Annotated in this window: 28 protein-coding genes; 2 read left to right on the plus strand and 26 right to left on the minus strand. The window is 38.0% G+C overall.

Annotated features, from left to right (window positions below):
- Window positions 1-7: 7 nt before the first annotated feature.
- The 11 genes from LKI_RS01285 to LKI_RS01315 form a co-directional block, all read right to left on the minus strand.
- On the minus strand, window positions 8-856 hold the full coding sequence (locus tag LKI_RS01285; RefSeq protein WP_013102317.1) for an aldo/keto reductase: 849 nt from the start codon (window positions 854-856) through the stop codon (window positions 8-10).
- Between the two features lie 38 nt (window positions 857-894).
- Complete coding sequence (locus tag LKI_RS10940; protein ID WP_013102318.1) at window positions 895-1,038, minus strand: hypothetical protein; 144 nt, start codon at window positions 1,036-1,038, stop codon at window positions 895-897.
- Window positions 1,039-1,101: 63 nt separating this feature from the next.
- On the minus strand, window positions 1,102-1,350 hold the full coding sequence (locus LKI_RS01290; RefSeq protein WP_013102319.1) for a GlsB/YeaQ/YmgE family stress response membrane protein: 249 nt from the start codon (window positions 1,348-1,350) through the stop codon (window positions 1,102-1,104).
- Between the two features lie 321 nt (window positions 1,351-1,671).
- Window positions 1,672-1,839: a hypothetical protein gene (locus tag LKI_RS10945; RefSeq protein ID WP_158306291.1), complete on the minus strand. Its 168-nt coding sequence runs from the start codon at window positions 1,837-1,839 to the stop codon at window positions 1,672-1,674.
- Between the two features lie 566 nt (window positions 1,840-2,405).
- Window positions 2,406-2,543, minus strand: coding sequence for a hypothetical protein (locus LKI_RS10950; protein WP_158306290.1), 138 nt, complete (start codon window positions 2,541-2,543; stop codon window positions 2,406-2,408).
- 49 nt (window positions 2,544-2,592) lie between these two features.
- Window positions 2,593-2,715 (minus strand): hypothetical protein, encoded by a 123-nt coding sequence (locus LKI_RS11160; protein WP_013102322.1) that lies wholly within the window; start codon window positions 2,713-2,715, stop codon window positions 2,593-2,595.
- A gap of 129 nt (window positions 2,716-2,844) precedes the next feature.
- Window positions 2,845-5,550 carry an HAD-IC family P-type ATPase gene (locus LKI_RS01295; protein ID WP_013102323.1) on the minus strand — a complete coding sequence of 902 codons (2,706 nt, stop codon included), beginning with the start codon at window positions 5,548-5,550 and terminating at the stop codon, window positions 2,845-2,847.
- A gap of 284 nt (window positions 5,551-5,834) precedes the next feature.
- Complete coding sequence (locus LKI_RS01300) at window positions 5,835-6,335, minus strand: MepB family protein (RefSeq protein ID WP_013102324.1); 501 nt, start codon at window positions 6,333-6,335, stop codon at window positions 5,835-5,837.
- A 134-nt stretch (window positions 6,336-6,469) separates the two neighbouring features.
- Window positions 6,470-7,897 (minus strand): NADP-dependent phosphogluconate dehydrogenase, encoded by a 1,428-nt coding sequence (gene gndA / locus LKI_RS01305; protein WP_013102325.1) that lies wholly within the window; start codon window positions 7,895-7,897, stop codon window positions 6,470-6,472.
- A gap of 177 nt (window positions 7,898-8,074) precedes the next feature.
- Entirely contained in the window at window positions 8,075-9,274 is a 1,200-nt protein-coding gene (locus LKI_RS01310) for an SAM-dependent methyltransferase (RefSeq protein ID WP_013102326.1), read from the minus strand.
- A 213-nt stretch (window positions 9,275-9,487) separates the two neighbouring features.
- A complete protein-coding gene (locus tag LKI_RS01315) occupies window positions 9,488-9,814 on the minus strand; it encodes a hypothetical protein (protein WP_013102327.1) in 327 nt (108 codons plus the stop codon).
- 342 nt (window positions 9,815-10,156) lie between these two features.
- On the opposite strand from LKI_RS01315, the gene LKI_RS01320 reads away from it, so the two are divergent.
- Entirely contained in the window at window positions 10,157-10,459 is a 303-nt protein-coding gene (locus LKI_RS01320; protein WP_013102328.1) for a thiamine-binding protein, read from the plus strand.
- A gap of 75 nt (window positions 10,460-10,534) precedes the next feature.
- Here LKI_RS01320 and LKI_RS01325 read toward each other — a convergent pair whose 3' ends face one another.
- Window positions 10,535-11,878, minus strand: coding sequence for an FAD-dependent oxidoreductase (locus tag LKI_RS01325; RefSeq protein WP_013102329.1), 1,344 nt, complete (start codon window positions 11,876-11,878; stop codon window positions 10,535-10,537).
- Window positions 11,879-11,972: 94 nt separating this feature from the next.
- On the opposite strand from LKI_RS01325, the gene LKI_RS01330 reads away from it, so the two are divergent.
- The gene (locus LKI_RS01330; RefSeq protein WP_013102330.1) at window positions 11,973-12,617 is read left to right on the plus strand and encodes a Crp/Fnr family transcriptional regulator; all 645 of its coding nucleotides are present in this window, start codon (window positions 11,973-11,975) and stop codon (window positions 12,615-12,617) included.
- 54 nt (window positions 12,618-12,671) lie between these two features.
- Here LKI_RS01330 and LKI_RS01335 read toward each other — a convergent pair whose 3' ends face one another.
- The 14 genes from LKI_RS01335 to LKI_RS01400 all read right to left on the minus strand — a co-directional run bounded on the left by LKI_RS01335 (window position 12,672) and on the right by LKI_RS01400 (window position 25,264).
- On the minus strand, window positions 12,672-13,436 hold the full coding sequence (locus tag LKI_RS01335; RefSeq protein WP_013102331.1) for a ribonuclease HII: 765 nt from the start codon (window positions 13,434-13,436) through the stop codon (window positions 12,672-12,674).
- On the minus strand, window positions 13,429-14,283 hold the full coding sequence (gene ylqF, locus LKI_RS01340; protein WP_013102332.1) for a ribosome biogenesis GTPase YlqF: 855 nt from the start codon (window positions 14,281-14,283) through the stop codon (window positions 13,429-13,431). The genes LKI_RS01335 and ylqF overlap by 8 nt, the downstream gene beginning before the upstream one ends.
- Window positions 14,284-14,343: 60 nt before the next feature.
- Entirely contained in the window at window positions 14,344-14,577 is a 234-nt protein-coding gene (locus LKI_RS01345; RefSeq protein WP_013102333.1) for a YozE family protein, read from the minus strand.
- Complete coding sequence (locus tag LKI_RS01350; RefSeq protein WP_013102334.1) at window positions 14,564-15,175, minus strand: YpmS family protein; 612 nt, start codon at window positions 15,173-15,175, stop codon at window positions 14,564-14,566. Before LKI_RS01350 ends, LKI_RS01345 begins: the two co-directional genes overlap by 14 nt.
- On the minus strand, window positions 15,157-16,074 hold the full coding sequence (locus LKI_RS01355) for an SGNH/GDSL hydrolase family protein (RefSeq protein ID WP_013102335.1): 918 nt from the start codon (window positions 16,072-16,074) through the stop codon (window positions 15,157-15,159). The genes LKI_RS01350 and LKI_RS01355 overlap by 19 nt, the downstream gene beginning before the upstream one ends.
- Before the next feature lie 226 nt (window positions 16,075-16,300).
- Window positions 16,301-17,539, minus strand: a complete 1,239-nt coding sequence (gene pepT, locus LKI_RS01360; protein ID WP_013102336.1) for a peptidase T — start codon at window positions 17,537-17,539, stop codon at window positions 16,301-16,303.
- Between the two features lie 107 nt (window positions 17,540-17,646).
- Window positions 17,647-18,435, minus strand: coding sequence for a Nif3-like dinuclear metal center hexameric protein (locus tag LKI_RS01365; RefSeq protein ID WP_013102337.1), 789 nt, complete (start codon window positions 18,433-18,435; stop codon window positions 17,647-17,649).
- Entirely contained in the window at window positions 18,432-19,121 is a 690-nt protein-coding gene (locus LKI_RS01370) for a tRNA (adenine(22)-N(1))-methyltransferase (protein ID WP_013102338.1), read from the minus strand. Before LKI_RS01370 ends, LKI_RS01365 begins: the two co-directional genes overlap by 4 nt.
- 111 nt (window positions 19,122-19,232) lie before the next feature.
- A complete protein-coding gene (gene menC / locus LKI_RS01375; RefSeq protein ID WP_013102339.1) occupies window positions 19,233-20,303 on the minus strand; it encodes an o-succinylbenzoate synthase in 1,071 nt (356 codons plus the stop codon).
- Window positions 20,290-21,105: a 2-succinyl-6-hydroxy-2,4-cyclohexadiene-1-carboxylate synthase gene (menH, locus tag LKI_RS01380; RefSeq protein ID WP_013102340.1), complete on the minus strand. Its 816-nt coding sequence runs from the start codon at window positions 21,103-21,105 to the stop codon at window positions 20,290-20,292. Before menH ends, menC begins: the two co-directional genes overlap by 14 nt.
- The gene (menD, locus tag LKI_RS01385) at window positions 21,102-22,724 is read right to left on the minus strand and encodes a 2-succinyl-5-enolpyruvyl-6-hydroxy-3-cyclohexene-1-carboxylic-acid synthase (RefSeq protein ID WP_013102341.1); all 1,623 of its coding nucleotides are present in this window, start codon (window positions 22,722-22,724) and stop codon (window positions 21,102-21,104) included. The genes menH and menD overlap by 4 nt, the downstream gene beginning before the upstream one ends.
- Window positions 22,714-23,910 carry an isochorismate synthase gene (locus LKI_RS01390; RefSeq protein WP_013102342.1) on the minus strand — a complete coding sequence of 399 codons (1,197 nt, stop codon included), beginning with the start codon at window positions 23,908-23,910 and terminating at the stop codon, window positions 22,714-22,716. Before LKI_RS01390 ends, menD begins: the two co-directional genes overlap by 11 nt.
- Window positions 23,911-23,961: 51 nt before the next feature.
- Window positions 23,962-24,465, minus strand: coding sequence for an ECF transporter S component (locus LKI_RS01395; protein WP_013102343.1), 504 nt, complete (start codon window positions 24,463-24,465; stop codon window positions 23,962-23,964).
- Entirely contained in the window at window positions 24,449-25,264 is an 816-nt protein-coding gene (locus LKI_RS01400; protein WP_013102344.1) for a bifunctional hydroxymethylpyrimidine kinase/phosphomethylpyrimidine kinase, read from the minus strand. The genes LKI_RS01395 and LKI_RS01400 overlap by 17 nt, the downstream gene beginning before the upstream one ends.
- Between the last annotated feature and the right edge of the window lie 5 nt (window positions 25,265-25,269).

Consider the following 25,269-nt stretch of genomic DNA (forward strand, 5'->3'; position numbering starts at 1 on the left):
TAAAAAGCTAATTAAATTCTTCATACGTATTAGGATCTTGATTATCTACACGGCCATCTGGTTGCGTTAATCGGTTAATCGCAGTAACTTCATCTTGTGTTAACTCAAAGTCCCAAAGCTTTATGTTTTCATGCAAATGATTAAGCGTTCCAGCCTTAGGAATTGGTAAAATTCCGCGCTGTATATGCCAGCGAAGAATAATCTGACCAACATTTTTATGATATTTATCGGCTAGTGTGGCAACAACATCTTCTTTTAAAGACTGACTTCCCCGCCCCAAGGGACTCCAAGCCTCAGTTAATATGCCACGTTTTTGATTATCTTTTAGTAAATTCTCTTGTATCCAATAGGGGTGAATTTCATTTTGATTAACTGCTGGAACAACGCCAGTGGCATCAATAATACGATCAAGATGTTCCGCTTCAAAGTTAGAGACACCAATTGAACGAATTAGGCCACGTTTTTGTGCCTCAACTAGAGCAGTCCATGCCTCAACATAATTATCACGTTTTGGTAGTGGCCAATGGATCAAATATAAATCTAAGTAATCCAATCCCATTCTCAAAAGTGACTCCTCAATCATCTTTAGGGCATCCTCTCGGTGATGATATTGCCCTGGCAATTTAGATGTGACATAAAATTCAGACCTTGGTATACCAGAACGCCTAATTGCCTCACCGACTGCACCTTCGCTATCATAATTGGTAGAAGTATCAATTAATCGGTAACCCATTTGAATTGCAGACAATATTACATCGACACCCTGCATGCCACGTACTTGGTAAGTTCCTAAGCCTATTTGTGGTAGAACATGACCATCATTTAATTTATAAACCGGTATATCACTACTAGTCATCAAAAACCTCCTAACCTAGACATTTAGAACCAGCGACGTCAATCCGCTTTTTTATAGTCAGCATTGTCCGGATGATGCTTATAGACGTCTTCTTTATCTGTTGACTTTGGATCATCCTTTTTATTTTTTTGAACCACTGCTTCTTTAGCTTCGGCTTCTTTTTGCTTATCTTGTTCTGTCATTATTTACTATCTCCTTTTAAGGTGGTTTCCGGTGTTATATACTACTAATACGGCTATGATGGGTTAGTTGCGAGTTCTGCCTACCAACCAAGAAATAATCAGAACTAAAATCACTGCACCAATAATTGATGGAATAATTGCCATATCAGCGACAGTAGGGCCCCAAGATCCAAGTAAATTCTCGCCTAGCCAAGAACCAACTAAACCAGCAATAATGTTACTAATCCACCCCATTGCTTTTCCTTTGCTAGTAATTGCACCCGCTATCGCACCGATAACGGCTCCCACAATAAGTGTCCAAATTAATCCCATTCGTAACATCCTCCTGTAACTTTTTTATTGATGGCAAAACACGTCTGACCCAATAAATGAACTGTGCTTCATGTCCAGAAAATGGGGTTGACGAACACCAATTGACTAAAGTGTAACAAAGATACATTAATTTTTCAAATAATTAGCCTATAAGCGACTCATATTTTACGTATCAATATCGCTATTTTGACCCTAAATTGAATCGGCTCATACACCTATTTTAACAATGATATGACTAATCTTACATTAATAACAAAGCACTCTGGGAATTGTAGTGCTTCCCATATCTGAACTAATGCATATATCCTTTAACCAAAACATTCAAGACCATTTTAACGTAATCAATCTATTCTTCCAATTTTTAATATGATATCGTTTCCCCTTGGTTGGTAAATAAACATTCAAATCAACTTCACGTAGCGCACTCGCTTCTGGTTTTGCATGACCACTTGCACCCAAAAGTTGAAGTAACACGCTATTAGTAGCCAAATAACCCTGTAATTGTGTAAATCGTGGGTCATAGTTACGTGATTAAATTTAACTTCCACTGTGCTTCTCTCTTTTTTTGTGATCAATTTATGAAATAATTTTGTCCATTTTGTGTTAGTGACGAATTCATAAGGACAATAATTGACTGTGATTCAAATATAACAAAATTTCAGTATGTTTCTGTAAATATTCGATAAAGATCATATCCATATCACAATATTACTCTCGAAACGTATTTTGCATTTAGGTATAACATGTTAAGCATAATAAAAATCGAGTTATTGACGTAAATAATCTACCTGACCAGTGAAAACTGTCCAAATAGTTATCAATCTTTAACTTTTTCAAATATATAAATCGACTGAAAACAATGATTTGCAAATCAGGTAAATCATCAATACCTTTTTGTTGTAACTGAAAACACCTATAAAATTTTTGAACGTTTGGATATCAAATAAAAAAACTCAGTGGTGAATTACCACTGAGTTTTTTTATTTTGTCTACTATTGTGAGATTACAACAAACGTAAAGCACAATTACAATTTCTCAATTATGAGTCAAACTAACTAATTGTAAATTTTATCTTGTAGATCATCACCAAGCTTATCAACACTTTTAGCAGCAAAGACAGTAGTTCCTATAGCAACGCCACTAACAACCAAAAAAATAGCTAGCACAAACTTAAATATTGATTTTAACATCATTGTTCCTCCTTCACAATTCATACTTACCTAAAACAATTCAGATCATATCTTATTCTTTTCGACGTAATCGAGAATCCTTAACTTCACGATAAAGGCTAAACAGTAACTGTCCAACCGCTAACAAAAGTGACAACTTACCCCAAAAGCCAGTACCACGTTTCCTTTTTACCATAACTTATTCTCCTTTACAAAACAGATCATGTTGTTATTCTGATTGTAGCTTTTACACTAGCATCATGCAAGTAATATGCTGGAAATATCATTGAATGCTCATGCTATTTTATTAAAAATAAGCCAGTTATCAGTCACTAGTTGATTTAAAGCTTCCGCTTGAGCTTGACTTGCGCAAACGCCAATACTTGTGAATTTCAGTTACAATTAAGACAATGGCACCTGTCATAACGACAGTAACCCAGTTTGATGCACTTAATCCAGCCGTTGAAAACACCCCTTGCATGAATGGTACATAGGTAAAAATAATTTGTAAAAGAATCATCAATCCAACAGCAACAAAAGCCATTGGATTAGACCACAATGAACGACTAAGCGCTGGTGCCTCGGTCCTTATATTGAATAAATAAAATATTTTTCCGAAAATAATAATGTTCACAACCATCGTGCTTGCAACACCAAAACTAACACTAGAACCTAACACTTCAAACACAGCTAAACCAACGGCAGCAATTAATATGCTGACATAAGTCATTTGAAAAACATCATGACGGTTCATCAATTTTGCACTCGTTTTACGTGGTGGCCTATTCATTAATCCTGGTTCAGCAGGTTCAAAAATAAATGCTAATTGGATTGTTATGGCAGATACCATATTAATCCACAATAATTGTGTTGGTGTTAATGGCATCGGTTGTCGTAAGAAAATACTCATGACAACAATTAAACCTTCAGCAAAACTTGTTGGCAAGAGGAAAAGTATAGTTTTTCGGATATTATCGTAAAGTCGTCTACCTTGCGCAATCGCTACCTTGATTGTTGAAAAATCGTCATTCGCCAAGACCATATCAGCAGAATCCTTAGCAACATCTGTGCCTTTAATTCCCATAGCCACACCTATATCTGCTTTTTTCAACGCTGGTGCATCGTTAACGCCATCTCCTGTCATCGCAGTAACCAATCCACTGGCTTGATAGGCTTCTACAATACGCAGCTTATTTTGGGGTGTTGTCCGGGCGAATACATCGTATCGTGTCACGGCAAGCGCCAACTCTTTATCACTCAAGGCATCCACTTCAACACCAGTCATAGCATCAATGCCATCAGCCAAACCAAGTTGCCTACCAATGGCAACGGCTGTATCCACACTATCACCAGTAATCATTTTGACATGAATACCTGCTTGACGCATATCCTTAATTGCCGCAACAACTTCTGGGCGTGGCGGATCAATAATTGCCGCAATACCAATCAATTCAATGCCCGTTGCCTGTAATTGTTCATGTGTCACTTCACGAGTATCTGCTGAAACGGGTTGATACCCAACCGCAATAACACGCTTCCCAGTCTTTGCAAAGTGTCCTGATAATTCTGACCAGTATTGACTGTTAAAGGACTGAGACATAGCTGCCAGCTTGAACAGTTTGTCCGGCGCACCTTTAATTGCAATAAATCGCTGACCTTTTTGATTCTCCACCAAGCGTGCCATAAATCGATAATCCGAATCAAATGGTAGCCGATCAATTTCTTTTAATTTGGGCTTCTTTTGTCCAAAAGCCTTATAATATGCTGACAAAAATGCCGCATCAGTGGGTTCGCCATTAATCTGCCATTCCCCATTTTCAGATGTTAAAAATGTGTCGTTAGCTTGGTGCCCCATTGTCAAAAACATTTCAAGCGCTTCATCTTTTGAAGCATCTACAGCAACATGATTTAACTGTATTTCACCTTCTGGCGCATAACCAGTACCTGTTACCTGGTAATGATTTTGACCAACAACAATATCTTGCAGGGTCATCTCATTTTTAGTCAGTGTCCCTGTTTTATCAGATGCAATAATATCGACTGCACCTAGTGTTTCAGCCGCAGGTAACGTTTTAACTATTGCATGCTTTTTAGTCAATGTTTGTACACCAGTAGCTAAAATAACTGATGTCGCCGCAGGCAAACCTTCTGGCATAGAACCAACAATCATAGTAATGATTGCCATTGCCAAAACTGGTAAAGCATAAACATTCATAACCCAACCAAGAATAAATGTAGCAACTGCTACTATAATGATAAACCACGAGATACCCCGACCTAAAGTATCTAATTCTTTGGTGAGTGGTGACTTATTATTTTTGACATCAGACACACTTTGTGAAATTAATCCAATTTCCGTTTTAAGTCCCGTAGAAACTACAACACCAGTAGCACTACCATTAGTTACCGCTGTTGTCGCGTAAGCCATATTAACGCGGTCTGCCAATGGCGTCTTAAGCTCGACCACTGAGTCAAACTTTAAAACAGAATCTGCCTCGCCAGTCAGTGACGATTCTTGAATTCTTAAATTATCGGCGTCAACAATTCGCAAGTCAGCCGGTACATTATCACCTGCTTCAAGATAAACTAGATCCCCAGGAACCAGCTCCCGAGAAGGTATATCCGACCTCACACCATTTCTAATGACTGTTGCCTCCACTGACAACATATTTTTAATTTTTTCTAATGCATTACTAGCATTTACTTCTTGAAAGTAACCAATCAATGCATTAATAATCACAACCAATCCAATAACAACCGCATCTGAATAATGTCGCATCAAGAGCGTCATCAATGCTGCCGCGATTAATATATAAATAATCACATTATTAAACTGCTTTAGAAATATTAACCATTTTGGTGTTGATTTTAATTTCATCTCATTAAAACCATGTATCTCTAATTTATTGTTGACTTCCTGATCAGTTAGACCATCTGGATAATGGCCATCAAAATCACTGATTATTTTATGCCAGTCCTCTGCATGGTACTCGTCTTGCATCGGTTTAGGTACGTCATCCTTTGTCATCATGTTCTTGTTACACTCCTTTTAAGCAAAGTTTTTTTGCGTCTCGCTGATTAAGGTTGGCCGTCATACTCATTAAATTCGTATGATGTATAGTCGGTTTCCCACGATTGTTCGTCGCTACTCCCGCAAGAGGTACAAGTTCATAAAAAAGTTAAATTGTATCATAAGGATACCAGAAAATAACATTAAAAGCAAATAAGGTATTGGTTAAATCATGGGTCTGAACACTTATAGAAGAAATGATATAAAAAGTAACATTAAATGATTAATATCTGTTGTTCACACAGCTAAAAATAAAGTGAACGTACCATATTTATTGACATATTTTGATCGTAATTCATAAAATAATTTAACTGCCATAATTGTGTCCGCTGTGCAGTAGGATTCAAATTGCTAACCCAATTAGGATAAATACGCATCGCCATTTTGCCTAATTGTCTTTCATAACTTAAGATACCTTTCTCTACGAGAATTGCTTTTGGAAAAATGAATTGACCGCTGTGTAGCCCATCTTTAATCGAAATAATGAGTTTATCCGGACTATCGTCAAATTTAAACGGCGTATTATTATGATGTTGATCTTTTTCCCAAAAAACAACAAAATAGCCCTTCTTGTTAGGTGTTTTTTTAGCCAATCGGCTACGATAACTAAACTGCCCAATTTTAAAGGTCATTCCCTCATATTCAGAATTTTGTTTCTCTAAGTGCAAAGACTCAATTTTTTCGGTTGTTGTTTGATGTATCATGTTGGTCACTAGTTCAAGTGATATAAGTGATTTGTGTGCCATGGTCTTTCCTTCTTGTTAACATCTACTTGAAAATACGATACTTTAAATTATACGAACATTTGTTCTTTTTAGCAAGCATTTTTTCAATAAAAAACAGCAAATCATTTCTAAACGATTTGCTGTTTCAATGAAAGTTAGGCCTCATCATACCAAGAAAAATGATACATATCTCCTGCTGGTTTATCAGTACGTTCGTAGGTATGCGCGCCAAAATAATCACGTTGTGCTTGGATTAAGTTTGCTGGCAAAACAGCTGATCGATAAGAATCATAATAAGCAATCGCTGCTGAAAGCGACGGTGTTGGCACACCTGCGGTGACAGCAAGTGCGACAACTCTTCTTGCAGCATCCTGGTATGACTCAGCAATACCTTTAAAGTAATGGTCTAAAAGTAGATTATGTAACTGATCGTCAGCCTCATAAGCGTCCGTAATTCTCTGTAAAAATTGCGCACGGATTATAGCTCCCGCACGCCACAATTGTGCGAGCTCACCAAAGGGCAAATGCCAGTCATAATGATCCGAAGCCAAACGTAGTTGATCAAAGCCTTGGGCGTAGGACATAATTTTACCAAAATACAACGCTTTACGAATATCTTCTTGTGCGGCATCAATGTCACCAGTAAACGTAAAATCTGGACCCGATAAAGTCTTTGACGCCTTAATACGATCATTTTTCATGGCTGAAATATAACGTGCATAAACAGACTCTGTAATCAGTGACTGTGGTGCGCCAACAGCTAATGCCGATTGTGACGACCACTTACCTGTGCCTTTATTACCGGCGCGATCTAAAATCACGTCAACAATAGGTTTCCCTGATCCCAAATCATCCTTCCGCGTTAAAATATCAGCTGTTATTTCAATCAAATAAGAATTAAGTTCACTGTCATTCCAATGCGAAAAAGCAGCAGCGATGCCATCATGATCCAACTTTAAAACACGTTTCAAAATATCATACGATTCAGAAATGAGCTGCATATCACCATATTCAATACCGTTATGAACCATTTTAACATAGTGTCCTGCACCATTTGGCCCAACATAAGTTACTGTCGGTTTATCATCTTCAGGCGCTCGAGCAGCAATTTGTTTTAGTATTGGTGACACCAAATCATATGCCTCTCGTTGACCGCCTGGCATAAGAGATGGCCCTGTCAATGCACCTAATTCACCACCAGATACGCCCATTCCTATAAAATTAATCCCTGACTTTGCCAATTTTTCTGAACGACGAATCGTATCTTCAAAATACGTATTCCCACCATCGATTAGCATGTCACCCTTCGATAAGTGAGGCAGCAACTCATCAATGACAGCGTCAGTACCTTGACCTGCTTTAACCATTAATAAGATACGTCTAGGTGTTTTAATTGTTTTGACAAATGAATCGATTGTATAACTTGGCACAAAACGTTTATCAGCATGCTTCTTTACCAAATCTTCTGTACGTACACGCGAACGATTATACACAGCAACATCATATCCCCTTGACTCAATATTAAGTGCTAAATTACGACCCATTACCGCTAGTCCTACAACACCAAAATCTGCTTGCGCCATGTTTACCTACTTTCTTTTATAGTTATGAATTACTTTTAGTCACGTTATTGTAACCGCTTACAATATAATCCTATATCGCCCCTTTGTCAATTATTTTACATAATAAAAAAGCCCAGCAATGGTTGATAGCTGAGCCTTTGAAATTAATCTATTTAAATCAAACATCCATTATGTGATTTATTGTACACCATGCGCAACATCTGCATGATAAATATAAGAACGCGTCATTGGTAACTTCGTACCAGAAGGACCCTTTGTCAACAAATACTGAACAACATCAATGTTACCTGACTCAAATGATGCTGCACACGCTTGTAAGTATAAATCCCACATACGATAGAAACGTTCACCGTAAGCTGAAATCACTTCTTCATCAACTTTGTGGAAATTTTGAGTCCACATTTCTAATGTTCTTTGGTAATGGCGACGCAATGGTTCAATATCATCAACTTGTAATGATCCTGTATGCATAATATGATTAATATTTTCTGCAATGTTAGGAATGTAGCCACCTGGGAAAATATATTTATTAATCCAAGCATCAACACCTGCGCCGTCATGTTGACCAGTAATGCCATGTATCAAAGCTGTTCCATTGTCGACTAATCGGTTACTAACCTGCATAAAGTATTCTTGTAAATTCTCTTTACCGACATGTTCAAACATACCAACTGATGTTACATGATCATAAGTTTGTTCCAATTCACGGTAATCTTTTAAGTAAACGTGAACACGATCCTCAAGACCTTCTGCCTTGATCTTTTCTGAAACAAAATCATACTGTTGTTGACTTAGCGTGACGCCAGTTGCTTCCAAATTATATTCTTTTGCAGCTGTAAAAATCAAAGTACCCCAACCACAACCAATATCTAGCAAGGTCTCACCTGATTGTGGATGTAACTTATTTAAAATATGCCTTACTTTATTCCATTGTGCATCTTCTAGTGAATCCTTTTCATCAGCGAAATACGCACAAGAATATGTCATTGTTGGGTCCAGCCACATTTCATAAAAATCATTACCAATATCATAATGACTTTGTACGTCTGCTTTACTTGTTTTTTCACTATGTGACTGCTTGGGTATTAATTTGGCAAATTTTGAACCATTCAAGAAGCTTTCTTGTGAACTATATATCGTACTGACTAACTTCTGCAAGTCACCTTGTATCTCGATCTTGCCATCCATGTAGGCTTCCCCAAATGTCAGAGAAGCATGAGCCATAATATCTTTTATGGGTATGATTTCATGTAAAATAATGGTTGCAATAGCGTCGCCATCACCGTAACTTACTTTTTCACCATCCCAGAATTCAACGTCGATTGGGGCGTTAAAACTAGATTTGAAAATCTGCTTGTAAATTGTTTTGTCTAACATCTTTTTCCCCTTTATACTATATAAAGCATTGTAGAAAAACAAACTATAAAAGTCAAATCGAATTACCATTCAATCTAGGTTATTCTTATACACTCATGTTTATAATCATTTTCACAATTTAACATACTGTTACATCTTGTCTTTTCATTTAATTTCCATATTAAGTTGACATTAAAAGTAAATTTGATTTATTATATGTTTTTTAAACTGTTTTTACTGGTATTTCAAAACAAATTGACGCGTATCATTATAACAACTTTTGGCTTGAACAGTTTGATAGTTGAATTGATATTCATGCGTAATTTCTTGAGAATCATTATTAAAAAATAAACTTGTTACGGGAATATCCAACTGCTTTAAACGCCTTTCAAATGCCATCCCTTGTTCTTGAAAGGCGTAAGCGTTACCATCAGTAATATAAGTTGGTGGAAACTTATCTGTCACTTGACCAACAAGTGATGCTTGTTTTAACTCTGCAGAATGCCGCCAATTTCTGTGTCCTAATTCACTCCACGCAACAGTGTTAACAAACCATTTCATGGTCAGCGATTTTTTATCAAAATTCGTCCTAATTTAATTAGAATAGTATCTTATACTATATTAAGAATACCAATTATTTGTATGCCTGTCACTTATTCCTTTGACGTACGCTAAACAACAACTGACAGTGACCCTTATTTTATGTTAAGAAACCTGCTTGACCAAAAAAATAACAGATAAATGAATAATATATCAAGCATTCAAGTTTGCATGCCAATTGGTATTGTGCTAAACTGAACCCGTGATAAGTTGGCGCCAACTGATGTTTTTTTGTGGTATGTGCCATTCAACATTGCGTTACGAACTTAATATTCTTAATCAAATGAAAGCGAAGGTTGCTTAATGACCAAAATTAATGCAAGTATTGCTGTCCAAGTGTTACCAATGACAGCAGATAAAGAAGACATCATTCGTATTGTCGATCATGTCATTGCTTATATCGAAGCATCAGGTGTGACATACCAAGTTGGTGCTTTTGAATCAACACTTGAAGGTGATTACGATAAATTAATGACAGTCTTAAAAGCACTGCCTTTAGTAGCAGCAGAAATAACTGATATACCAGTTATGCTCTACACCAAAATTAATATGGTACCAAATGGCGAAGTATTAACTATTGCTCAAAAAACAGATAAGTACCTTTAATCAAACAACGTGTCTAAATGAAAAGTCCTCTTCTAATCGGAAGAGGACTTTTCATTTAGACACGTTGTTTATAATTTATGCCTCTTTATCTAAGGCAGCTTGTGCTAACAAATTGAGGTAATTAAACGGCCGATCAAACCAAGGTTGAAATAGCATATCGACAAACGCTAAGTCTGTCAAGGTCATTCTATTTTGAATCGCCACAGACGCTGTATTTGCTGATTGCGAGATATCATATTTACTCTGAAGCTGAACCCCCAAAATACGTTGTGAACCGCGTTCCCATGTAATCGTCATTAATACCGGTTCAGTGGATGACATAAATTCAGGACGAAAATTGTCTGTCATCGTCAAACTGTCATAGTCTAATCCGAGCTCTGCAGCATGCGCACCAGTTAGACCAGAAGAAGCCATATTTAAATCATATAATTTCAAACCAGATGTTGATTGTGTTCCCATATATTTAACCGTCGGTACCGTTAAATTATAACCAATCAGCGTGCCTTGACGTACAGCATTTGTCGCCAAAGGAATGTAAGCATTTTCACCTGTTGGATTGTAATGAACGGCAACTGAATCCCCAGCAGCAAAAACATCGGGATCACTCGTTTGCATGTAATCATTAATAATGAGCGCGCCATTTTCAGTCATTTCGAGTTGCCCTTTAAATAGCTGTGTTGCTGGACGGAACCCAACAGACATGATGACCAAATCAGCTGAGAAATGACCTGCATCTGTTTTGATCACAATGCCATCATCTTTGCTTTCAAAAGCTTGTACCGTCTTACCTGTTTCAACGGAAACACCATGGTTTACAAACATGTTAGCAACATTTTTAGTGAATTCAGGATCAAAATAGCGATTCAAAACCGTTGGTTGGTTATCAATTAATGTCACATCACGCCCCTTAACATTAAAAGCCTCAACTAATTCTGTACCTATATAGCCACCACCAATAATAACGACACGTTTTATTTTATCGTCGTTTGCATAACGTATCAATTCTTTGGCGTGCGAATAGTTTTTGGATAGTACAACACGCTCATCCTCAATACCTGGTATTGGTGGTACAACTGGCCATGACCCGGTTGTAGCAACCAATTTATCGTACGCCTCAATCGTTGTTTCATGCGTTGTCAAATTTAAAATAGTCACAGTTTTATTAATTGTATCGACCTTTGTGACCTCATGTTTCATGTGAATATTAGCACCTGCTGCTTCTAAAATTTCAGGTGATGAATAAAACAAATCCTCGATATTTTTTACTTCTCCCTGAACTGTCAGAGCAATACCACATGACAAAAATGATACGTTATCATTTTTCTCATAAACGTCTACCACAGCGTCCGGATGACGCTTTGTTATTGATTTGATTGTTGCAGTACCAGCATGAGTTGCACCAATAATTATAACTTTCATATTTTTCCTCCAAAATACTTAACTTTTTTTGTTACTTTTATTGTATAATTAATTCACAAATAAAAAATTGACTTATATCAAGAAAGAGTGAAAAATGTCACATTCTGCCTTTGCCTGTCTGAAAGCCGCCCCTATATTTGCACAACTATCTAACGATCTCATTGACCAGCTAGTCGCTATTTCAACGCATCAAAAAAATTACGCTGCTGGTAGTTATATTTATAAACCAGATGATGACCTTTCCGCATTAATTATTGTGGATACTGGTCAAATTGATGTGTTAAATATCAATGATAGCGGTCAAGAGCTACTCTTGTATTCTCTACATAGTCACCAAGTTGACGCAGAAGCTTCTCTATTTACTGATGCAATGCATCATCATTTTGCACGCGCCAAAACGGATGCTAAAGTGTGTACGATTCGCCGAACAGACTTTCAAAATTTGTTACATGGCAATCCTACTTTAGCTTTGAAAATGCTAAATACTTACGGTAAACGTTTAACTGACCTCGAACAACGCCAAATTAGTCTATCCTTACAAAGCGCAGATGAACGCTTAATTAAATACCTTCATGAAATAGCCGCCATACAAATGAATAACACATTTAAATTAGCGCTAACTAAAAAAGAATTAGCTGCATCACTGCATATTGCGCCGGAAACTTTAAGTCGTTTATTTAATAAACTAACACGTAATGGCACGATTACCATTCATAAACGGGAAATAACGCTTCTTTAATTGTGATTTCACCATCAAAAAAGCGTTTAACATGCAAAATAACATGCTAAACGCTCATAATAGATCACGCACTGGTCCAAAAGATCGGCGGTGAATTGGTGTAATACCTAATTGTCTCATTTGATCTAAATGCAACTTTGTCCCATAACCGGCGTTTTTAGCAAAACCATATCCAGGATAGATATCATCATAATCTGCCATCAGGCGGTCACGCGTGACTTTGGCTACGATGCTAGCTGCACCAATTGAGTTACTAAGTGCGTCGCCTTTTATCAATGGTTCTTGTGGCAAAGGCAAATTTAATGTCATGGCATCAATTAATAAGACATCTGGTTCAGGTGCTAGATTTTGAACTGCCTTTGTCATCGCCAAACGTGCAGCTTGATAGATATTAATGTCATCGATTGTTGGTGCATCAACAACACCCACCCCAATTGACACAGCTTGTGCCAGGATCAAGTCGTATAGTTTGTCGCGTTTGTCAGCTGACAACTGCTTTGAATCAATCACTTCAACAACATTAAAATCATGCGGCAATATAACTGCGGCAGCTATGACAGGGCCCGCAAGCGGTCCACGGCCTACCTCATCGACACCAGCAATATCTGACATACCTTGATTCCAAAAATGGCGCTCAAAAGCAAATCGCCCTTGAAAAGCCTGTTCTTGTGCAATCTTTTTTTCATATTGTTTATCCCAAGATTTTATTGCAGCTTTCACACCCGCTCGTTCATCAGCGCGCCATTGCACTAAACGTTCATCCGATGGTACCATCACTTTTTTTAATTCAGTTTTAATCTTTGAAATTGTTTCAGTCATTTGTTTGGGTAATTAAATCTAATGTGAACGTTCCTAACTTACCTTTACGTAAATCATTGAGTAATCGCTCACTCGCCTTTTCATAGTCATCTTTGAGCCCAAGTTTACTTGTAATTTCAAGTAATACCTGAACATTTTCGTGATCAAATATGTCACTCGCCAAATGATAACGTTCAATAATGGCCTCAGGTCGATATTTTTGAAAAAAATCAATTAAAAACAATGCTGCATCGTCTTTATCAAAAATGGTATCTTTGACAGCCCCAGTAAGTGCTAACTTCATACCAATCACTTGGTCTTCAAATTTTGGCCAAAGTACCCCTGGTGAGTCTAATAATTCCAACTTCGTAGGTGTCTTGAGCCAAGCTACTTTTTTCGTAACACCTGGTCGATCAGCTGTCGGTGCCACATTTTTCATCACTAAATGATTTAATAAAGTAGATTTTCCAACGTTGGGAATACCAGTAATCATTGCCCGAATAGGTTGATCCTGAATTCCTCGAGCCAATTGTGCTGCTTTTTTAGATGCAACAGCTCGCCGTGCTGCTTTCGTCACCAATTGCGGTGTTTTAGGGTCGCGTGTGTCCAATACCAAAACGGTATGTCCCTCTGCCTCAAAGTGTGCTTTCCACGCCCGAATTTGTTCTGGATCAGCCAAATCAGCTTTAGTCATGATTAATAAACATGGTTTTGAGGCGATCAACTTATTAACTTCCGGATTGCGTGAGCTTTCTGGAATGCGTGCATCAACTAACTCAAAAACAACATCAACTAATTTTAAATTTTCTCGCATTAAGCGAAAGGCTTTGGCCATGTGACCAGGGAACCATTGAATAATTTGTGCCATCGTGTCATGTGTACGTATGCGCCTAATCAAATTAGTTTCACACGTTTCCTATCTTTTCTTTTAATTATTTGTTGCTGCTTGATACATGTCCCACGCCTTATCAAAAGTCGTCATGCTCATTAAATACGACGTGTTCTCTTCTAAATAATTTGAAATTTCATCAAAATCCATACTTTGTTTTGGAAAAGTTAAATCCAAAAACGCATTGTTTGCAAAGTGCTGTATCTCATTTGCAGAAACATTGTTGCGATGCGTCATCAACCAATGATAAAAAGAGCGATTACTTGCTGCCATTTGCTAGTCCACCTTCAAAAATAAAGTTGTCCGCCTTCATATCAATAACCTTGGCACGAAAAGACATACCTTGTGTCACTGGTAGTTCCGTCATATCAACATATATTTGTTTCTTCTTTGGATTTATTTTAACAAACTTCGGTGCATTATAACTTGATTTTACATATTGCATAACTGTCGGAATAGGCAATGGCAAATTCCCAATTGCTAGTTTCTGCGCGGTCAAAATAATGTTCCCATTTTTTGTAATTTCAGGTTTTAAAGACATCCCAAATTTAAAGTTTTCTCCCAGAAATTTTGCGCTACCGTACATCATGATGCTGTCCTCGACGCGAAACGTGTAGCCACTTGCATTTGTATCACTCAGATAGTAAGCCACTAAAGCATTGACTTGTTTTTTATTCAAAGAGACATCGAAAGTCGCATCCGTGTTGGCAATCTTAGATTTGTTATCTGTCATATCAACAGGTTGAGCAGCAACATGAAATAGAAAAAATATACCGATTAAAATAGCACCAATTAACGCCCAAAAAGCCCAAAACCAAGAGGATTTTTGTTTTTTTATGGTTGTCTTTCTTTTTAGCGTGTCTTCAACCATGTACTTTGCTCCTTTCTCATCACATGAAATAATTGACTTGTCATATAATTATAGCCAACGTTATTAGGATGATAATTATCTGTTTCACTAATCCAATTATTTTTGACTGTTGATTCTCCTAATAATGTCGCTGTCATTTCTGCATTAACATCTGCTTTTTTGGTGACCGGTTTTACTGGATTACTTAATGTTTGTTGTAACTCTTTATTGTTATATTGACCAAAAGTTATTTGATATGAACTAACGTAGTAGCTATTTTTGTCATTTGAAGCCACACGTCGGTTAATATTATTAAATAACTGAACATCTTTATTCAAATCATCTCGTTTGGGAAAATGAACAAATAATGGATTATAGTTACCAAAAATGAATATAGGTGCATCTGAATTTTGATTCCTAACAGCTTTAAATAAATCGGCTAGTTTATTCTCATATTGTTTTTGCCCTGCCACAATGGCAGCTGATAAATCTGTGGGTGTTTTAGCTGAAATGTTTTTTAATAAGGACTGCTGTAAATCGTTCCCACCAACAGTCATTAAAATGACATTAGCTCGGCCGACTTCGCGTTGAAAATCGGGTTGCGTTTGCAATCGCTTTTGTATTTGATCTGATCGATCACCAGATTTTCCAAAATTTGACATAGAAACTGTAATATCATACTTTTTGGCAATTTTTTTGGCAATACGCCCTGAATAGCCTTGTTCATGCTTTTCATCACCGACACCCTCTGTTAGTGAATCACCAAGCGCAACCAAATTAATATGCTTAATCCTTGCTAACTTAGCCGCTTTTGCAGGTTCCGCGACTTGTAAATCTTTTTGTTTTATTTTTTGCCAGCCAAACACAGCTACACAAGACAGTATCGTTAATACCGCTAAAAATATGATTTTCTTTCGCATCACGCCCCCCAAAAAAGGTTATCCATATTATTATACCAAAATTTCAGCACTCACGCTAAATACTCGCTTGTCCCATCATTATTTTCCTAGCAGTTTCATTCAAATCAAAGAAAAAACACAGTCACTATTGCCTATTTATTCGGGCAATTCACAACTATGTTTTAACACTCATGTTTTCAGATAACAATATGTCTGGTTCAATTTATAAAATTTTTACCTTTTCTGATTATTTTTCTTGTGCTAAAGCAATAATTTTTAAAATCGTGTCTGTAGCCTGTGACATGACTGTCGTTGAAACGTATTCAAAACGCCCATGCATGTTCTCCCCACCAGCAAAAAGATTAGGTGTTGGTAATCCCAAAAATGTAATTTTTGAACCATCTGTCCCACCGCGAACAGGTTCAATAATTGGCGTAATATCAAGTGATGTCATGGCTTTTTCTGCTAAGTTTACTGGTCTCATATCATCTTTTAACACTTCACCCATATTATAATATTGGTCTTTTAGTGTCACATTAACACGCTGTTGCCCAAAATGTGTGTTCAATTTTTCAGCAATATCTAATAATGTTTGTTTTCGACTTTCAAATTTTACGCGATCATGATCACGCACAATATAACGTAATTGCGCCTTTTCAGGATTACCTGTGATCGCCATAACATGCCAAAAACCCTCACGTCCTGAAGTATGTTCAGGACGTTGTTCATCAGGCAATTGCGCATGAAAGTCCATTGCGACTTGAATTGCATTAACCATGGTATCTTTAGCAGTTCCAGGATGCACATTACGACCTTGGATATCAACTGTAGCACTGGCAGCTGAAAATGTCTCCCACTCCAACTCACCCGCAGGTCCACCGTCTACAGTGTAAGCAAAATCAGCACCAAATGCTGCGGTGTCAAAATTGTCTGCTCCGATACCAATTTCTTCATCAGGGCCAAAAGCAAATCGTAATGCCCCATGTTTAATTTCAGGATGAGCAACTAAATATGCTGCAGCTGTGATGATTTCAGCCACGCCTGCTTTATCATCAGCCCCTAATAAGGTAGTCCCGTCTGTTGTAATTAACGTGTGCCCAGCATATTTTAACAAACTTGGAAAATCTGTTGGATTGAGATCATAACCACTATCACCTAGTGCTATGCTAGATTTACCATCATAGTTGTTAATAATCTGTGGTTTAACGTTCTTACCATTAAAATCAGCTGTATCAACATGCGAAATAAACCCGATTACTGGGATCGTTTCATCTTCAACATTACTTGATAATTCGGAAAAAACATACCCATCCGACATTGTACGGACATTTTCTAACCCAATTTTCTTTAGTTCTTTTGCTAAATTAGCTAGAAATGCAACCTCTTTAGTTGAAGAAGGTATGGTCAACGATGCTTCATCGGATTGTGTGTCAACAGCGACATAATTTAAAAAACGTTGCGTGAGTTCAGGATAATTTTCGTTCATAAGTTATTGTTTTTATGATTTAATTCACTCACCATTTAACATAGTCAGTTCAAAATCACATGTCCTTTCAAAATTTGGTCGACCAAGGTCCGGACGTCCCCTAAATTTCATACATAAGTATAAGGATCAGTATTTGTGCGCGTGGCAAAAACCATCAGCGACTCACCAAACCATGTCTTCACTTTTGCAGCCATACGATCATTGGCAATGGCTTCCATATGGTGATCAGGATCAATGACAACAAAATCAGAAGCTAAAATATCATGCCCAACATGATAATAAAGATCAGCGGTGATATAAGCATCTGCACCTGATGCTTGGGCAATTCGCCACCAGCGACCACCATCCCCGCCAAGTACCGCAACTTTTTGAATGGTTTTTTGCAAATCATTAGCAATCACCCGAACTGCTTTAACTTGAAAAATATCACGTATTTTCTCAGCGTATGCTGCTACAGTTATTGGTTGATTAAGCCTACCAATACGACCAAGGCCAGTCACAGCATCTTTGTTAGTTACTAATGGTTCAACATCAACCATACCAAGGGTGTCAGCAAGCCAATCATTCATGCCACCTTGTGCACTATCCAAATTTGTATGTGATGCATAAACAACAATGTTATGTTTAATTAAATCAGCATACATTTTATTTTGTGGTATACTAAGATCCAAATTTTTAGCTGGAAAAAACATTACCTCATGATGTGACCAAATAAAATCTACTTGCTGGTCAATCGCTTCTTGCACCACTTCCGGTCTCACATCAAGTGTTGTCATCACCCGACTAATCGTTTGACTAGGATTCCCAATTTGTAAACCAACTGGATCCCCCTCCTCAGCGAGTGTCTTTGGCGCAAAGCGTTCAATTTCATCTATCAAGTCTTGTGCTGTCGTCATGACATAACCTCCAGAATTTGATGATAACGTGCTTGCCACTGATAGTAAGCCTCTGTTTGTGCTTTATCGGCAACTTTTAAATGATCCAGTATGACAGTAATACGATCAATTTCTTTTTGCCATTTGGCAACAAAAGTTGCTGTTTTTTCAATGCGCAAAAATGGTCCAAATTCGACATCTAATTCTGACAAGACCTGCTCCCCAGGTACTGCAACAATGATTTCATAAAAATGTGTGTCTTCTTGCACAATATTTTCACCAATAATTTGATAATGATGTGCCATCAACCATCGTCGCACAATCGCCTCATCTGTATTTGGTTGGAGTATCAAAGTGTTAAATGATTGATGGCGCTGTGATGAGGCTTCCAGAATATCACTTATCAAAATACCACCCATTCCCGCGATGGTCACCGTGTCAATCTCGTCTTCATCATTGACGGCCAAAAGCCCGTCAGCTAAACGGCCCTCAGCACGATTGGACACGCGCCTTTTTTGCAATTCATGACGTGCATTGTCAAGCGGCCCTTGCGAAACTTCACCAATAATAGCGTATTTTATGTGGTTATTCATCAATAAGTTTACTGGTAAATAAGCATGGTCTGATCCTATGTCAGCCAAACGTGCACCAACAGGTACAAAATTTGCCACTGCCTGCAAACGTGGTGAAAGTTGCGTACTATCCATATTTAAATTCCTTTAATATTTAGTATATCATGGTAACAGTATTTATGGGCATTTACTCATAAACACCTAACAAAAATCGAATTATAATTGTTTGACGGCGGTAAGCCCCCGCTATGATAACGTTAGACCGATCCCATCATCTTGAGGCACACTCATGACGCCTGCATGTAATCGAAATGATTCTACCGTTAAATCATGTTCAAAGTAACGGCCACTTTCAGAAATATCTCCTGCAAATGCAATATCAGGTAAGCTAGCTAATGCTAAATCTACACCACGACCAATATTGCTGCTTAACATACCACCAATCCAAGGTTTAACGCCTGCTGCACAAGCGATATCTATAGCCCGGATCGCAGCAGTAATACCGCCAAGTTTGGCTTGCTTAATGGTCACTGCATTAGCAGCACGTAATGCGACCATCGTCCTGACATCATCAAGACTATTAACACTTTCATCCAAGCTCAATGTCTGCGTTGTTTGCGTTTGAAAAGCAGCATGATCAACAAAGTCGCTAACCGAAAAAGGTTGCTCGATAAAAACAACGTTTTTGGGTAACCTTTTTAGCACCGAAGCAGTTTGTAGCGTAAAACTACTGTTTGCGTCTAAGGAAAACTGGTGTTGAGGAAAATGATTTAATAGCGCAATTAGTTTTTGACTATCTAATTTTTGCGCGTCAATTTTGATTTTAATACGCTCATATCCCTGATCAATGGCTTTGCTAATTTTAGATAGCGTAGCATCTAGCCCAAAAGCAATACCGACAGGCACTTGATCATGTATGCCGCCAATCATTTGCGTCAAAGATTGATGGGTCAGTTTGCCAACTGCATCCCAAACTGCCATCTCAACCGATGCTTTTGCAAATGACCCAAATGGAACTGCAAACATGAGTTGTTCCGCAAAATCTTGTGGTGATTCAAAAAAAAGTGTTCTAATCAATGGTTGAATAACCGTTTGAACAATTGCACGACTCGTTGTCTGATTTTCAAGTGTATAGCTAAAATCATCAAAGGACTGTATTTCACCATATCCGGTGGCTTGGTTCCCTGTTAAGTCATCGATGACTAAAAGTTCTATCACAGTCAATGGTCGTTCTTTTGTCGTCTGATGTGCTGTTTCAAAAGCTTGTTTTAAGACCAAAGACGTCGGTATCATCCGTAACTTTTTAATGCGATACATTTTTTATCACCTCGATAAATTGCTTTGGCTGTTCCAAATGCGTATTGTGTCCCGCATGTTTTATAATACTTATTTGCACATGAGGTACCAAAGTGGCCATATCATTTGCAATTCGTTTAAATTTTTCATCTAATTCGCCAACGATTAGCACCGTCGGTATCTGTAGTTGCGGTAATCTCAGCCAAAAATTTTCCTGTATCCCTGTTCCCATATATATCAACGAATTGGCCATATTCTGCGGTCTTTGCGATAATCTTTGTCGACGTACTTGTTCTTGTTGCTGAGTTGTTAAAGTATTTTGCGTAGCAAACAAGGGTAATTTTTCCCATACTGATACAAATTGTTGAAAATCTGTGTTAATTAATTCTGATTGTTTAACGTCAGCTAGGCGTCGTTTGGCACGTTCAGACTCTGAGCGTAATCCTGCTGAACTACTTTCTAAATATAAATGTGCCACACGATTAGGCACCGTCATTGCAAAACCAAGCGCTAATCGTCCGCCCATCGAATAGCCAAGTAGCTGAACCTTAGACCATCCAACTTGATTTAAAATAGCTAATATGTCATCAATTTGCGATGCCATTGTAAAACGTTTGGCATCCTCAATGTATGCTGCATGCTGACCAAATCCCAATAAATCAAACGTCATCACTTCACCTGGTAATTGCTGAATAATCGTATCAAAATCGCGATGTGACCCCATAAATCCGTGAAGTAACAGCCATTTCATGGGTTGATCATCATTACGTTGGCAGAAAATGTGGTAAGCATAACCATTTACTGTAATCACTTGTTTTCTCATTTGTCAGATCCCATGAGTTGATGGTGTGCCGTCACGTTACTCAGGCGGTTACTTTTGAATTCAATCAGTCTCGGACCATCAATTGGTGTTGCTATGATGGCTTTGAGATCTTGTGCCTGGTTAATTTTAATATACGGCATATCATATAAACTCGCAACTTTTTTCATATCTAAATTCAATGGTGTACCAAACAACGTCTCAAAATAGGATTCAGCAGTGGCTTGCGGTAAAAATGAAAAAATGCCGCCGCCATTATTATTGATCACAATAACATCAAGTGGCAGTTGATACTGTTTAGCCATCATTAAGCCGTTCATGTCATGAAATAGCGTTAAATCACCAATAAGCAACACGCTACGTTGAGAAGACGTACTACTCATTCCTAGTGCCGTTGAAACAATACCATCAATCCCGTTGGCACCACGATTAGCATAAATATTCCGTGTCAGCTTACCAGTGAAAATATCATCTATGTCACGAATAGCCATACTATTTGCGACAAAAATCGTTGTGTGTTCAGGTAAGATTGCATCTAGGGTACTAGCAATACTTGCTTCTCCCATGACTTGACGCGGTTTGACGTTCAAGTCTTGCCACAATTGGTAGAACTCAAGATTATTTGTGACCGTTATTTGTGACAAAAACACAGTTGGAGAAATTTGAAACACACGCGTTGCATGCCTTGAATGATCAGATCCAGCCGTCAAACCAACATACCAAACAGGAATATTTTCAGATTTCAACCACTGCAACACATTAGCTGACACTGGTGTCGCACCAAACCTAATCACAAGTTCTGGCTTGTAATTAGGCCGTATCATATTTGATTTCAATAAGGCATCAATGCCATAAATCGTTTCCTGTGTGCGTACGCGACTTAATACGTCAGCAATAATCGGTACATGGTATTGTTTCGAAAACTCAGCCAATTCAGAGGCGTAATCCTCGTCTTCGTTAGGTCCAGCCAATATAAGCACCCGTGTTTGAGACAACTCTAATGCATCAATGGTTTTCACAGGCATCGCAAATGTTAAACTTGATACAACAATATTTTGCTTATCGCCTAATTGTGGCATCAGCGGTTTACGTAATGGTAAATTAATTTGAAGTGGTCCGCACGGTGCAATTTTAGATTCGTGTACTAACTTTTGTGTCATAAAATCAATATACGCTGTGACATCAGGATGATCATCCTGTAGTGTAAAGCTCACATAATTTTTGGTAAATTCGCCAAATATTTGATGTTGTGGCAATGTTTGTGGGGCACCGTTCCCTTGTAGTTCAGCCGGCCGATCTGTCGATAAAACAATCAATGGAATGTGGGAAATATGAGCTTCAGCCACAGCCGATGTATATTCAGTGATTGCCGTACCAGATGTCCCTAAAAGCACGACTGGTTCCTGTTGCTTTTTTGCAATACCAAGGGCAAAAAAGCTGGCTGACCGCTCATCAACATCAATATATAAGTTCATATCATCGTTTTGGCGATCATATTCTGCTAATAGTAACGCTATTGGTGTTGTTCGTGATCCCGGAGAGATGACGAAATTTTTAACACCACTCTCATAGAGTGCACTGATTAAATGTTTTGTATTTTTAGTTAACGCATTAATTGCCATTTGCATAATCCCTCAATAGTTGGCGCATTGGTTCAAATTTTAAATTTGTTTCTTGTAATTCTTGCGCCGCATTAGAATCTGCAACGATTCCTGCTCCTGCAAAAAGCGTTGCTAAATGTGTCTTTTGATTGACATACATTGACCGAATGCCGATAATAAATTCACCAGTATTATTTGCTGTGTAATAGCCAATAGGTGCAGCAAATAAACCACGAGGATTTTTCTCATGTTGTCTAATGTACTGTTGGGCTTCTTCCTGTGGCACACCACCAAGTGCTGGCGTTGGGTGCAGTCGTCTCATAATATCGACCACCCCATATGGTGAATTGATACGCGCGTTAATCGGCGTGTACAGATGCTGTACCTGTCTGTTGCTTAACACTTTCGGCTTCTCTGGCACAACTAATTCAGTGGTCACATTTTGTAATTTTTGCAAAATATTATCGACCACATACTGATGCTCTTGTCTATTTTTGGCACTGTTGCGCAGCGATTGGCCCAATGCTATGTCTTCTGACACTGTCGTGCCTCGCCGTATCGTACCTGCCACAGCGGCCGTTTCTAGTTGACCACCGTTCATCACCTTCACCAGACGTTCAGGTGTGGCAGAAACAAACAGTTCATGGTGTTGTTTTAAAATAAAACGGTACGTATTTTTTTGTATTTTCAAGGCAGTAATCAAGCGCGAAACATCCAACACATCGGATAACTGATATTGCTTTTGTCTTCCAAAAACCACTTTTTTTAGAGTATCGCTAGTTATCAGTGTATCAATCAATTGTTGCGTTCTACGTAACCAATCTTTTTCTTCAGTTACATCACGACTACTTAGTGGTGCGGTTTCTCGTTGCTTAAACATTGTCAACCATGCCTCAAAATTTTCATGAGTATTTGATTCAAACTTGATGAAATGATCATCAACCGTCACGAAAATTTTTGGCACAAACCATGTACCATTCATTAATTGTGTATTTATTATCAATTGATCATCAAAAGCACAGCCACCAAAAACAACATCACCCGTCAAATTGTCGGGTGACATTGCCTGCTGTAAAACATCAAACCCAAATAATTCTTTTTTGCCATCAGCAGACGCAAAGTAAGCTGTTGTGTCAAAATAATCTAAGGCTGAGTAAAGTTGTGTTCGATCCTCATCACGTAAAGCACGTGAAAAATGATACTTCATGAAATTACACCTCATCACATTAAAAAGCAACAGACAAGCCATCCGTCGCTTTTAATTTTTCAAATTAACTTGTGGTATACGTTTAAATATGGGTATCAAGAGTAAAGCCACAACTAATCCCATGACAGACTGGGCTACGTTGCCAATAATAGATGCAAATCCCGCTGCCCAATTATACAAAAACGCCCCGGCTAATAAGTAACCAATAATCATAATCAGTGACCCTAAAATTAACCCAATAATTTGGCTAATTGTCTTTTTTTGATAACCAAAATAACCAACAATCAAGCCTTCTACACCATGAATGATAAGAGAAAAGACCATCCATTGGGGATAGCCAGCGAGCAGGTCAAGCAATAAACCACTTAACCCACCAACAACCATACCCTGACGCGCACCGCCTAGTAGAGCAGCGATAAAAATGCCTGCTTCAACTAAATTAACAAAACCATTAGTTGCTGGTACGGGTATTTTAACAATATAAGACAAAACAACATTTAACGCGATAATTACTGCTAAAATTGCTAATTGCTTTGTATTAAATTTCTGTGCCATAATGACTTCTCCTAGCGCCTTGCCAAACATTACCAACCGCAAATTTTTTATTTATAGTAACGCCATTTTTAATACCCTGCCAAACAAATTCTTTAGCATCTTCTACTGCTGCTATGATATTTGAAGAGCGACCTAAGTTTGCAGCTATACTAGCCGATAACGTACAGCCTGCGCCGTTGTGGTACAGTGGCGCTGTGGTAATTTTTTCTTGTGTCAACACCTTAAATGATACCCCATCATACAGAATATCAACAGCTTGATTACCAATCAATGCTGTGCCACCCTTAATCACAACATTTTTTGCGCCACACTCAAAAATCGTTTTGGCGGCCTGTTTCATTTCCTGTAAACTATTAATCATCTGATCAGATAATATTTGTGCCTCATTCAAATTAGGCGTAACAATCGTTGCTAACGGCAATAATTCATTTTTGATAGCCGTTGCGACATTTTTTGTATCAATTTTTGAAGTTTCTTTAAAAACCATAACAGGATCAATAATAATAGGTAAATCAACGCGTGATAAATAATTTGCCACTAGCGTGATAATTTCTGGTGTCGGTAATAAGCCAACCTTAATAGCCAAAATGTCTTCTACTTCTAGCACTGCTTGCAATTGTGATGCAATAATTTCTGTATCCACTGGAAATAATTTGAATTCTGATGTTGATACCGTAACAATCGATGTCAACACACTTAATCCAAAATATCCGTAGTTACTGAATGTTGCTAAATCTGCCTGTATTCCACCACCTGCAATGACATCGGAACCAGCAATCGTTAAAATTTTATGTGGCATATCAT

Origin of the sequence: Leuconostoc kimchii IMSNU 11154 (genome assembly GCF_000092505.1) — a bacterium.
GTDB lineage: Bacteria > Bacillota > Bacilli > Lactobacillales > Lactobacillaceae > Leuconostoc > Leuconostoc kimchii.